General features: G+C 70.1%; 10 protein-coding genes. 3 read left to right on the forward strand and 7 right to left on the reverse strand.

Annotated elements, in window-relative coordinates:
* On the reverse strand, nucleotides 1-240 hold a 240-nt coding region (locus tag ACKVMH_RS07280), incomplete at its 3' end, for a 3-hydroxybutyrate oligomer hydrolase family protein (protein ID WP_412699790.1).
* 131 nt (nucleotides 241-371) lie between these two features.
* Here ACKVMH_RS07280 and ACKVMH_RS07285 point away from each other — a divergent pair.
* Nucleotides 372-1,061: a response regulator transcription factor gene (locus ACKVMH_RS07285; protein WP_412699791.1), complete on the forward strand. Its 690-nt coding sequence runs from the start codon at nucleotides 372-374 to the stop codon at nucleotides 1,059-1,061.
* Between the two features lie 160 nt (nucleotides 1,062-1,221).
* Here the strand turns inward: ACKVMH_RS07285 and ACKVMH_RS07290 are convergent, their stop codons facing one another.
* The gene (locus tag ACKVMH_RS07290; protein WP_412699792.1) at nucleotides 1,222-4,578 is read right to left on the reverse strand and encodes a hybrid sensor histidine kinase/response regulator; all 3,357 of its coding nucleotides are present in this window, start codon (nucleotides 4,576-4,578) and stop codon (nucleotides 1,222-1,224) included.
* An 82-nt stretch (nucleotides 4,579-4,660) separates the two neighbouring features.
* Nucleotides 4,661-6,889 (reverse strand): TonB-dependent receptor, encoded by a 2,229-nt coding sequence (locus ACKVMH_RS07295; protein WP_412699793.1) that lies wholly within the window; start codon nucleotides 6,887-6,889, stop codon nucleotides 4,661-4,663.
* A gap of 161 nt (nucleotides 6,890-7,050) precedes the next feature.
* Here ACKVMH_RS07295 and ACKVMH_RS07300 point away from each other — a divergent pair, with 161 nt between their 5' ends.
* Nucleotides 7,051-8,454, forward strand: a complete 1,404-nt coding sequence (locus ACKVMH_RS07300; protein ID WP_412699794.1) for a GntP family permease — start codon at nucleotides 7,051-7,053, stop codon at nucleotides 8,452-8,454.
* 24 nt (nucleotides 8,455-8,478) lie between these two features.
* Here ACKVMH_RS07300 and ACKVMH_RS07305 read toward each other — a convergent pair whose 3' ends face one another.
* The 4 genes from ACKVMH_RS07305 to ACKVMH_RS07320 all read right to left on the reverse strand — a co-directional run bounded on the left by ACKVMH_RS07305 (nucleotide 8,479) and on the right by ACKVMH_RS07320 (nucleotide 11,470).
* Entirely contained in the window at nucleotides 8,479-9,093 is a 615-nt protein-coding gene (locus tag ACKVMH_RS07305; protein ID WP_412699795.1) for a COG4315 family predicted lipoprotein, read from the reverse strand.
* Complete coding sequence (locus ACKVMH_RS07310) at nucleotides 9,090-9,428, reverse strand: thioredoxin family protein (protein WP_412699796.1); 339 nt, start codon at nucleotides 9,426-9,428, stop codon at nucleotides 9,090-9,092. Before ACKVMH_RS07310 ends, ACKVMH_RS07305 begins: the two co-directional genes overlap by 4 nt.
* Nucleotides 9,429-9,512: 84 nt before the next feature.
* Nucleotides 9,513-10,316, reverse strand: coding sequence for an amidohydrolase (locus ACKVMH_RS07315; protein ID WP_412699797.1), 804 nt, complete (start codon nucleotides 10,314-10,316; stop codon nucleotides 9,513-9,515).
* Nucleotides 10,316-11,470: a pyridoxal phosphate-dependent aminotransferase gene (locus tag ACKVMH_RS07320; protein WP_412699798.1), complete on the reverse strand. Its 1,155-nt coding sequence runs from the start codon at nucleotides 11,468-11,470 to the stop codon at nucleotides 10,316-10,318. The genes ACKVMH_RS07315 and ACKVMH_RS07320 overlap by 1 nt, the downstream gene beginning before the upstream one ends.
* Nucleotides 11,471-11,572: 102 nt before the next feature.
* On the opposite strand from ACKVMH_RS07320, the gene ACKVMH_RS07325 reads away from it, so the two are divergent.
* Entirely contained in the window at nucleotides 11,573-12,085 is a 513-nt protein-coding gene (locus ACKVMH_RS07325; RefSeq protein ID WP_412699799.1) for a DUF3293 domain-containing protein, read from the forward strand.
* Nucleotides 12,086-12,147 lie beyond the last annotated feature (62 nt).

The following is a 12,147-nucleotide window of genomic DNA, read 5'->3' on the forward strand; positions in this document are numbered from 1 at the left end:
CGCGCGCCGGCGGAGCTCGGCGGGCGTCGGTGCAGCAGGGTCGGCAAAGGCCGGCGGCGTCATCGCGCGGAGGCCGGACAGTCCCAGGCCGGCGGTCAGCAGGTCGTCGCTGCCGCGGTGCTCGGTGACGCGGACTGAATCGAACTGCGTGGCCATGGCGGTCGACCGGCTGGACATCGGGGCACTCGCGCAACCGGCGAGGACGGCGGTGGCGGCGACCGCCAGGACGAGTCTGGGCATGTTCATGCGGTGACGTTAACAAGCGCCGGTCGCGCCGCCATCGTACCTTCGTACCACTCGCGTGCCGGCACCGCTTGCTAGGCTGGCGCGACCGACCCGCCGGCGCATCGCCGCCGCACGACACCGACGCCATGCCGAGCCTGCTCATCGCCGACGACCACCCGCTCTTCCGCGCCGCGCTGCGCGGTGCGGCGGTCGATGCGGTGGACGAGCTGCAGGTCCGCGAGGCGGGCTCGCTCGACGAGGTGCTCGGCATCCTCGAGTCGGGGACGGACATCGACCTGGTGCTGCTCGACCTGCACATGCCGGGCAACCACGGGCTGGCCGGGCTTGCCGCGATCCGCGCGCAGCACCCGGGCGTCGCGGTGGTGGTGGTGTCGGCCAACGACGACCCGCGCGTGGTCCGCCGCGCGCTCGACCACGGCGCCGCCGGCTACCTGCCCAAGAGCTCGGGCCTGGACGAGCTGCGCGATGCGATCCGTGCGGTGCTGGCCTGCGAGCAGTGGCTCCCGCCGGCCCTGCGCGCCGCGGTGTCGCGTACCCGCAGCGACAGCGGCGACGCCGACCTGGCCGCACGGTTGGCGAGCCTGTCACCGCAGCAGTTCCGTGTGCTGACGCTGGTCGCCCAGGGCTTGTTGAACAAGCAGATCGCCGACCGGCTGGACGTGCAGGAACGCACGGTCAAGGCCCACCTCTCGGCCATCTTCGAGCGACTGGGCGTGCGCAACCGCACGCAGGCCGGCGTGGTGCTGCGCGAGCTGGAGTTGAGCGATCCGGCGCGGCAGATGGATGCCTCCGTCACCCCGCCCGCAGGGATGTAGGAGCGACGTAAGTCGCGATTGAAGTGTGGGGCGGCCTCGGATCTGCAAGGTACGCGATGGCCCCGTTCGCCCGAGGGGTGGTTCGCGTTGATCGCGGATCGGAGCGAAGTGTCAGTGGTTCGCGGCTGAAGCCGCTCCTACAGGGGTGATGCTGCGGCGGCTACGTTCCGTTCACCGCCGGTGCGGGCTGCACGCCGCGGCCGGCGAGCAGGCGGTCGAGCACGGATTTCAGGGCCAACGGTTTCAGTGGCTTGGCCAGCAGTGCGTGGCCGGCTTCGAGTACGGCGTGACGAACGGCGTGACCGCCGTCGGCGCTGAGGATCAGGGTGGGTTGTGCGCCGTGCCGGGCGGCGAGGTCGGCTGCGAGGGCGATGCCGGTATCACCGTCGTCGAGGTGGTAGTCGAACAGCCAGAGCGTGGCGGGTGCCTCCGCCAGCCGCGCCTCGGCGCCGGCGCGTCCTTCGGCGGCGGCGACGTCGCAGCCCCACCCGGCCAGTACGCGCGAGAGCGCTGCCAGCGCATCGGGGTCGTTGTCGACCACCAGCACCCGCAAGCCGGCAACACCGCGCGTGGCCGCGGCCGCGGCCGGCATCGGCGGTGCCTGGACGGTGGTGACAGTGACCGCGAAGCACGCGCCGCGGCCCGGCTCGCTGCGGACCGACAGCCGCGCGTGCAGCAACTGTGCGATGCGGTCGGCGATCGACAGGCCCAGGCCAAGCCCCTGCCCCGGCGCATCGTCGCCGCGGCGGAACTCGTCGAACATCGCCAGTTGCAGTGCGGGCTCGATGCCCGGACCGGTGTCGTGCACCTCGATGCGCACGCCGTCGCCATCGCGCCTCGCACCCAGCAACACGCCGCCGCGGGCGGTGTAACGCACCGCGTTGGCGAGGAAGTTCTGCAGCACACGACGCAGCAGTTGCGGGTCGCTGTGCACCCACGCCGAGGTGGCGGCGAAGCGGAAGCGCAGCCCACGCGCCGCAGCAATCGCGCCGAACTCTGACGCCAGCGGCTCCAGCACCTCGGCCAGCGGGAAATCGCGTGGCTGGGGCACCAGCCCGCCGGCCTCCAGCCGCGACATGTCGAGCAGGCCGGTCAGCAGGTCGCCGGTCGAATCCAGCGCGCCGCCGATCTGCGCCAGCACCTCGCGCTGTGCCGACGCCGAGAGCTGGGCGGCCAACGCGTCGGTGAACAGCTGCGCGGCGTGCAGTGGCTGCATCAGGTCATGCCCGATCGCCGCGAGGAACCGGCTCTTGGCGTCGTTGGCGCGCTCGGCCTGGCGCTTGGCGACTTCCAGGTCGGCGGTGCGCGCGACCACCCGTTGCTCCAGCGTCTCGTTGGCCTGCAGCAGCCCGGCCTGGGCGCGACGGAACGCGGTGACATCGGTGAAGGTCGCGACGAAGCCGCCGCCCGGCATCGGATTACCACGGATCTCGACGATGCTGCCGTCCGGCATCACCCGCTCGGTCAGGTGCGGGGTGCCGGCACGCATGAACGCCAGGCGCCGCTCCAGCGCGCGCTCCAGGTCACCCCGCGGCGGCAGTTGCTGCAGCGCCCACCGCGACAGGTCGGCGATCGGCCGGCCAACCTGCAGCAGCTCCGGCGGGTAAGCGAAGAGCTCCGCGTACCGGCGGTTCCAGGCCACCAACCGCAGCTCGGCGTCGACCACGCTGATGCCCTGGCTCATGTTCTGCAGCGCCGCCTCGAGCACGCGCTGGTTGAATCGCAGGTCGGCCGAGGCCTCGCCGACGATCGCGGCGACGGTGTCGAGGTCGCCCGCTTCGCGGCGGGCGGCATCGAGCAGCACGCGTGCCGACGCCGAGCCCAGGACCGCGGCCAGCTCGCGTTCCACCTCGGCCTCCACCCGTGCCGGCGCGGCGCCCGAATCAGGCACCCCGTCCAGCAACGCGGCCAGCCGCTCGCGCGGCAGGAACCGGAGGCCTGCGTCGCGCAGTGCCTTGCCATCCAGTCCGCGCCGGGCACGTTGCGGCGTATCGCGCCGCCAGATCGCGGTCAGCACCGTCGCCAGCGTGCCCAGGAACAAACTGGCACCGACCGCGCGGCCCAGGCGGCTCCAACCGGTGAGGCCGAACAGGCCGTCGGGTGACAGCCAGGCCAGGCCGAACGGTCCGGACCGCACCCAAGCGCCCTCCCCGCCCTGCAACCCGGACATCGTCGGCAGCAGCAGGACCCATGCCCAGGCGGCAAAGCCGACCACCACGCCCACCACGGCCGCACGCGGCGGCGTCTGCGGCCGCCACACGGCAAAACCGAGCGCGGGCGCGAGCGTGGCCAGCGCCGAGAACGACACCGCGCCGACGTCGGCCAGCGCCTCGCTGCCCGCCACCAGCCGGCTGTACGCCCAGGCCATCAGCATGATCACGACGATGCCCACCCGCCGCAGCATCAGCACGCTGCCGCGCAGGTCGCTGCCGTCGTTGCGCGACCACGCCCCCCTCAGCAGGCCCGGCGCGAACCAGTGGTTACCGATCATCAGGCTCAGCGTCAGCGTGCTGACCACCACCATGCCGGTCGCGGCACTCAGGCCGCCGAGGAACGCGAAAAGCGCAAGCCCGTGCTGCCCCTGCGACAGCGGCAGCGCGAGCACGTACAGGTCCGACGGCACCGAATCGCCCAGCAACGCCGTGCCCGCGGTGGCCAGCGGCAGCACCGGCAACGCGATGAGCACCAGGTAGAGCGGGAACTGCCAGCGCGCGGTACGCACGTCACGCTCGTCGCGGCACTCGACCACCCCGACGTGGAACTGGTGCGGCAGGATGAACATCGCCAGCGCGCCCAGCAGCACCAGCGGCACGAACCCGCCGGTCGACGCCGCGGCGCCGGCCGCCGGTACCCTCACCTCGGGCAGGGCGTCCAGGCCGAACCAGACGAACGCGCCGATCGCCAGCATGGCCGCGAGCTTGAACACCGATTCGGCCGCCATCGCCAGCACCAGCCCACGGTTATGCTCGGCCGCGCTCGCCCGGCGGGTACCGAACAGCATCGCGAACACCGCCATCGCCAACGCCACGTACAGCGCACTGTCCTGCCACGCCGGCGCCACCCCGCCGCTGCCGTCGCGGCTGGTCAGCATCGCGAAGCTCATCGCCACGGCCTTCAACTGCAGCGCGATGTAGGGGATCAGCCCAAGCGCGGCGACCAGGGTCACGGTCGCCGCCAGCCACGCGTCCTTGCCCAGGCGCGTGGCGATCAGGTCGGCGATCGAGGTGGCGTTGGTCTCCCGCGCCAGCTTGACCAGCCGGACCATGAAGCCGACCGCGAGCGCGTAGAGCAGGATCGCGCCGAGGAAGGTGGGCGGCAGTGGCCAGCCGTAGCGCGCGGCCTGGGTGACCGTGCCGTAGAACGTCCACGAGGTGCAGTGCACCGCCAGCGACAGCGCGTAGATGTGCCGCCAGTGCCGGGCCCACAGCGCCGGCCGGCGTTCGGCAAACAGCGCCGCGCCAAACATCAGCGCGAGCCAGGCAAGGCTCGCGAGCGCGACGACGGAGAGGTTCAGCATGGGGCGAGGATAGCCCGCGGGCCCCGGATAGAACGACGGCGGTGGGCCGAAGCCCACCGCCGCCGCGACCGGGGGTCACCGGTCAAAAGTCGTAGCGCACGCTCAGCGAATACTGACGCGGCGGCCCGTAGAAACCGGTCATGACACCCAGCGCGGTATTGAGGTTGTAGCCGGTGGTCCGGTACTCCTTGTCAGCCAGGTTGGTGCCCTGCAGGGACACCGTCCAGGCACCGCCGTCCTTCCAGGTCACGCCGGCGTTGACCAGCCCGTACGCGTCCTCGGTGATGGGCAGCGCGCCGGTCCGGATGATCTCGGTGGTGGCCACGACCTCGGTCTGGTAGCTGTAGCCGAGCCGGCTCGACAGGCTGCCGCCACCGGCCAGGTCGGCGCGGTGCTCCAGGTTGATCGCACCGGAGAACTCGGGAGCGTTGGTGAACTCCTGCTCGTCGGCGATGTTGGCACCGGCGTACAGGAACTCGTCGTACTTCGCGTCCAGCCAGGCCAGGTTGCCCGACAGCAGCCAGCTGCGGCTCGGCAACCACTGGTACTCCACCTCGAGGCCGTTGACGGTGCCGGAGCCGGCGTTGGTGAAGTCGCCGAAGAACGCATCCTCGGTGCCGTCGCCGTTGCTGTCGTAGGCGGTGAACACCGACAGCTGGATGTCCTCGTACTTGTTGTGGAACGCCGACAGGTTGAGGAACAGCGTCTGGTCGAGGAAGGCCATCTTGCTGCCGACCTCGAAGCTGTCGACCACCTCGTCGTCGAATGGCTCGGCCGAGCGCGGCACCGCGGTGGCCTGGGCGCGGATGTTGTAGCCGCCCGACTTGAAGCCGCGCGATGCGGTGCCGTAGACCATGATGTCCGGCGTCACCTGATAGTCGAGCGCGACCTTGGGCGAGGTGTTCTTGAAGTTGATGGTCTTGTCGAAGTCGGCCACCACCGCGGTCGGCACCGTGTAGGTCGCGTCGGTGTAGCCGCGGTTGAACACCACCGCGTTCTTGTCCTCGTCGGTGTAGCGCGCGCCGACGTTGAGCGACAGCTGGTTGCTCAGGTCGAACGTCCAATCGGCGTACAGCGCTACGCTCTCCGTGTAGACCGTGCCCTGGGTGTCGCCGAACAGCAGGTCGAAGAAGTTGTTGAGCACCTGGCCGCCGGCCTCGCCGTCGAAGGCGTAGATGCCCATCACGCCGCGCGCCCGGCCACCGGCGTCGTAGTTCGCCTGCAACTCGTGGCTGACCTGCTCGTCGGAGTAGAAGGCCTTCACGTCGGCGATGCGCGCCGGAAGGGTGTCGAAGTCGATGTTGGTCTCGGTGTCGGACTCGCGCTTGGCGAGCACGTACTTGAACGCCCAGTCGTCACTCGCGCGCCAGTTCACCGTGGCCGATGCACCACCGATGGTGGTGTCATTGACGTTGGGCATGCCGCTGCGGATGTCGTAGCGGCTGTCCATCGGGTCGAAGCCCGGGACGAAGCGGTTGGGCGCCAGCATCTTCGCGCCACGCACCCCGGACTGGTCGTCCATCCAGTCGAACGCGAACTGGATGTCGAGGTCGTCGCTGACGTAGGCGCCGAGCTGGGCGCGCATCGCCAGGATTTCCTTGTCGCTGACCGGCTGGTCGTTGTAGACGTTCTCGCCGAAGCCGTCGCGGTTGAGGCTTGCCACCGCGATCCGCGCGCGCAGCGCGTCGTTGCCGGCCAGTGGGCCACCGACGGCGGCCTTGACGTCGAGCTGGTCGTGGTTGCCCACGGTCACCTCGGCAAAGCCCTCCATCTCGCGCGGCAGGCCCTTGGAGATGTACTTGATCGCGCCGCCGATGGTGTTCTTGCCGTACAGCGTGCCCTGCGGACCGCGCAGTACCTCGACCCGCTGCACATCGAACACGTCCAGCAGGGCGCCCTGCGGACGCGCGATATAGACATCGTCCATGTAGATGCCCACGCCCGGGTCCACGCCCCACAGCGGGTCGGACTGGCCGACGCCGCGGATGTAGGCGGTGATGGTGCTGCTGGACCCCCGCGCGGCGTAGATGGTGAGGTTGGGCACGTGCGCATCGAGGCCGCCGAGGTCCTCGACCGCGAGACGGTCCAGCGCTTCGGCGGTGAACGCGGTGACCGCGACGGGCACGTCCTGGATGGTTTCCTCGCGCTTGCGCGCCGTTACCGTCACCGCGCCCAGCGTGGTCGCGTCCGACCGGGTGGCCGTTTCCGGCGGGGTCTGCACGGTGGTGTCCTGCGCCCATGCGGCCGGTGCGAGCAGTGCGCCGGCAACGGCGACGGCAAGGGTGGTGCGACTCAAGCGATTGCGACCCATCTCTAGCTCTCCCCGGGAACGTATGCGAACCGGCGGACGATCCGCCATTGCAGGCAAGACTAGGGGCACGGCGACGGCGGTCGCAGCTGTACCTTCGGACAATGCCCGCGGCAGGCGCGCACGCCGAGACTTCGACCCCACTGAGGTGGGCAAGGGGTCCCATGGAATTCCTGATCGTGCTGGCGGCGCTGGCCTTCCTGATGCTGGTCGCGTACCGCGGCTACAGCGTCATCCTGTTCGCCCCGGTGGCCGCCCTGGGCGCGGTCCTGCTGACCGACCCGTCGCTGGTCGCGCCGATGTTCACCGGCCTGTTCATGGACAAGATGGTCGGGTTCCTGAAGAACTACTTCCCGGTGTTCCTGCTCGGCGCGATCTTCGGCAAGGTGATCGAGCTGTCGGGGTTCTCCAAGGCGATCGTCGCCGCGACGATCCGCCTGTTCGGCGCGAGCCGCGCGATCCTGTCGATCGTCATCGTCTGCGCCCTGCTGACCTACGGCGGCGTGTCGCTGTTCGTGGTGGTGTTCGCGGTCTACCCGTTCGCCGCCGAGCTGTTCCGCCAGAGCGACATCCCCAAGCGGCTGATCCCCGGCACGATCGCGCTGGGAGCGTTCACCTTCACGATGGATGCGCTGCCCGGCACGCCACAGATCCAGAACATCATCCCGACCACGTTCTTCGGCACCAACACCTGGGCGGCGCCGTGGCTGGGCACGATCGGCGGCATCTTCATCCTGGCCGTCGGACTGGCCTACCTCGACTGGCGCCGGCGGGTCGCGGCCCGCAATGGCGAGGGCTACGGCGAGGCATCGACGCTGGTCAACGAACCGGCCGCGTTTGCAGGCGGAAAGCTGGCCCATCCCGCCATCGCGATCCTGCCGCTGGTGCTGGTGGGCGTGAGCAACAAACTGTTCACCGACTGGATCCCCCGCTACTACGGCGACACCCACGCGTTCGACCCGGCGGTGATCGGCAACGCCGCACCGGTGGTGCAGCAGGTGTCGTCGGTCACCGCGATCTGGGCCGTCGAGGGCGCACTGCTGGTCGGCATCCTGACCGTGCTCGCGTTCGCCTGGAAGCCGGTGATGACCACCTTTTCCGAAGGCACGAAGACCGCCATCGGCGGGGCGTTGCTGGCGGCGATGAACACCGCGTCCGAGTACGGGTTCGGTGCCGTGATCGCCGCGCTGCCGGGCTTCCTGGTTGTCGCCAACGCGCTGGGCGCGATCCCGAACCCGCTGGTCAACGAGGCGGTCACCGTCACCGCGCTGGCCGGCATCACCGGATCGGCGTCAGGCGGCATGAGCATCGCGCTGGCGGCGATGGCCGACACCTTCATCGCGAATGCCAACGCGGCCGGCATCCCGATGGAAGTGCTGCACCGGGTCGCGGCGATGGCATCGGGTGGCATGGACACTCTGCCCCACAACGGGGCGGTCATCACCCTGCTGGCGGTGACCGGCCTGACCCATCGCCAGGCCTACAAGGACATCTTTGCCATCACCATCATCAAGACGCTCGCCGTGATGGTGATCATCGGCGTGTTCTACGCGACCGGCCTGGTCTGAACGATCGGCCAGGGTCGCCCGGGATCAGCCGTCGCCGTCGGGCGCGGGCGCAGACACCGGTGGTTCGGCGCCATCGGAGCGCAGCGCACCCACGGGTTCGCCGACCGGCTGGCCTTGCGGCGTGAGCAGGCGCCAGTGGCCCCAGGTGTCGCGCACATCGTGTCCGGTCACGTCGCCACGGGCGGTATCGCCGGCGTAGTGGTACAGCGGGTGGCCGCCGTAGCTCATCTGGCGGGTGCCATCGGCGCGAGTCACCACGTTGAGCAGGGCCGGTGCGAGGCCCTCGCCCAGGTCCGGCTCGCCGGTGGGGGCATACACCGGCGCCCACTCCCGCAGGCAGTCATCGGAGCATCCGCTACCGTCGGTGTCGCCCTCGAGCATATACACCGCACGACGGTCGCTGTCGGCGACGAACGGCGCGGGCCCACCTACCGACATGACCTGCAGGCTGTCGGACGTCATCGTCCGCTGGGTCACCAGCGCGCCGGAGTCGGCCGTGGCGGACGGCGTTTCGGCCCCCTCGGTGAGCATCGGTGGGCGGTCGGTGTCGCGTTGGCAGCCGTACACCAGGGGAAGCACCAGCACGCACGCAGCGAGGACTACGTGGTGCGGGCGGGCGCGGGGACCGTGGGTGTTCATGGGTTCTCCTCCGGCGCCAGCAGCGCCAACGCGTCGTCGATCGGCTCCTGCTCGGTCGGGCGTACCAGCCGCGCGACCTCGCCGCCCTTGGCCAGGAAGACGAAGGTCGGCCACAGCTTCACCTTGAACGAGCGCCCCAGCGCGCGGCCGGCGCCGTCCTCGATCCTGAGGTGATCCACCGCGGGGTGCCGGGCCAATGCCGCCCGCAGGGCCGGTTCGGCGGCCTGGCAATGCCCGCACCAGGCGGTGCCGAACTCGATCACCAACGGGCCGGCCATCGCGTCGACTTCGGCGCGGGTGGGTTCGTTGTCGATGTAGACGCGATTGAAGGGCATGGGCGGACCTGCGGCCGTCGTTCCGGCACCGGGACTTCCGGGATACCGCGCACCCCGGCGACGCGGCGTGAAGCTGCGCCTGCCTCAGCCCAGCTCGAACCGGTCGCCGTCCAGCATCGCCGGGAACTTCTGCCGGTGCCGCGCCAGCTCCGAACCCAGCAACGTGCTGGTGGTGACCACTTCCATGTCGGCACACTCGGTGACGGGATGGCCCAGAAAATCGATCACCGCGCTGTCACCGTTGTAGCGGATCCGGTTGCCGTCCTCGCCCACACGGTTCAGGCCGGCGACGTAGCACAGGTTCTCGATCGCACGGGCGCGCAGCAGGGTCTTCCAGGCGTGGTCGCGCGCCGCCGGCCAGTTGGCGACGTACAGCGCCAGGTCGTAGTCCAGCGCCTCGGGCCGCTCGACGTCGTAGCGGTTGCGCGAGAACACCGGGAACCGCAGGTCGTAACAGACCAGCGGACAGATCCGCCAACCCCTCCATTCCACGACCAGCCGGTCCCGGCCGGCCGCGTAGCGCTCGTGCTCATGGGCGTATCGGAACAGGTGGCGCTTGTCATAGTGCGACACACCGCCATCGGGGGTGACGAACAGCAGGCGGTTGTACACGCCGTCACCGTCGCGGATCTGCACGCTGCCGGCGATGGCGGCGCCCAGCTTCGCCGCCTGCATACGCATCCACGCGAGAGTCTGGCCTTCCATCGTCTCGGCGGTGTCCAGCGCCTCGTTGGAGAAGCCGCTGGTGAAGGTCTCCGGCAGCAGCACCAGGTCGGTGGTGTCATGCAACGGCGCCAGCAGGCCGCCGTAGTACTCGCGGTTGGCGGCCGGGTCGTGCCACACCGTGGCGCCTTGGACCAGCGAGATGCGCAGGTTGGTCGTCGGCATCACAGCCTCCCCAGCCGCTCGATCGCGGCATCCAGCGTGGCCTCGTTCTTTGCAAAGCACAGCCGCGCCAGGCGCTGGCCCACCGGCGGAGAGCCGTAGAAGGGCGAAAGCGGGATCGCGACCACGCCGTGCTCGACCGTCAGCCAGCGGCAGAACGCAGCGTCGTCGAGGTCGCTGACCTCCGAATAGTCGACCAGCTGGAAGTAGCCGCCCGGGACCGGCAACGGCTTCAGCCGGGTGGTCAGCAGCTGTTCGCGGAAGCGGTCGCGCTTGGGCTGGTAGAAGGCGCCCAGCGTTTCGTAATGCTCCGGCTCGTCGGCGATCATTTCCGCGAACGCGGCCTGCGCGGGGGTAAACGTACAGAAGGTGTTGTACTGGTGGACCTTGCGGAACTCGGCGCTCAGCGAAGGCGGCGCCACGCAGTAACCCACCTTCCAGCCGGTGCAGTGGTAGGTCTTGCCAAAGCTCGAGATGACGAACGCCCGCTCGCGCAGTTCCGGGTAGCGCAGCACCGATTCGTGCCGGCGGCCGTCGTACACGATGTGCTCGTAGACCTCGTCCGAAAGCAGCACGATGTCGGTGCCACGCAGCAGGTCGGCCAGTTGCTGGATGTCGCCGGCATCGAACATCGCCCCCGACGGGTTGTGCGGGGTGTTGGTCATCAGCATCCGCGTCTTCGGGGTCACCGCCCGGCGGATGAGCTCCCAGTCGGGCGCGAAGGTCTGCGGGTCCAGCGGCACGTGGACGGCGACACCGCCAGCGAGGTCGATCGCCGGCTCGTAGCAGTCGTAGCAGGGGTCCAGCACGATGACTTCGTCGCCCGGGCGGACCACCGCGTGGATGGCGTCGAAGATCGCCTCGCTTGCGCCGGAGGTGACCGTGATCTCCGCCGCCGGGTCCGGACGGTAGCCGTAACAGCGCGCGGTCTTGTCGGCGATCGCCTCGCGCAGCACCGGCAGGCCGGTCATTGGCGCGTACTGGTTGTGCCCGTCGCGCATCGCACGCGCCAGCGCATCCACCAGTCGCGGTGGGACGTCGAAATCGGGGAACCCCTGGCCGAGGTTGACCGCGCCGTGCTCGGCGGCCAGCTGCGACATCACGGCGAAGATCGTGGTGCCCACGCGGGGCAGTTTGGTACGCAGGTCAGGCGTCATCGTGTCTTGTGCATCCGGGGGAACCCGGAGTCTACGAAATCCGCGCGTGTGCGGCCGTGGGCGCGCTTGCATCCACTCCGGGCGCGGTCGAAACTCCCGTTCATGCGCATCTACCGGGTCGTCGACGCGTCCGAACTGGCGGCCGCCTACGCCGCGGCCGACTACGGCGTCACCCTCGACGGCGACACCGTGCGGCTGCGCGTCGGCGAGCCGGCCACTGACCTCGAGGCCTACTGGCCCGCTTCGCACTACGTGTTCGTCACCGCCTGGAACCCGGCCTCCGAACCGCACTCCGACACCGCCAACGAGTCCGCCGACGCATTGCTGGTGTCGCAACTCGATGCCGACGGCGTTGCCCGGCTCCGGGCTTGGGCGCAGAGTCCGGACGGCCACTGGCACGAGCCGGGCTGGCTGCTGGCCGACGTCGACGACCACGCGGCCGATCACCTGGCCCGCGAGTTCGGCCAGGCCGGCGTGCTGTGCTGGACGCGCGGGGAACCGGTGCGCCTGCGGATGCTGATTCAGCGGCCCGACCCGGCCTCCCCGTCAGCATCCGAATCGCCCTACACCGACTGGCCCGGCGAGACGGTCCCCGAGACCCAATGCGCCGGGTGACACCGGGTCGGTGCGGCGTGGGCGTGCGCGGTAGAATCGCCGGTCTGCCGGCCCGCCGGCCG

The sequence above is a fragment of the Lysobacter zhanggongensis genome (assembly GCF_046638635.1).
Taxonomy (GTDB): Bacteria; Pseudomonadota; Gammaproteobacteria; order Xanthomonadales; family Xanthomonadaceae; genus Novilysobacter; species Novilysobacter luteus.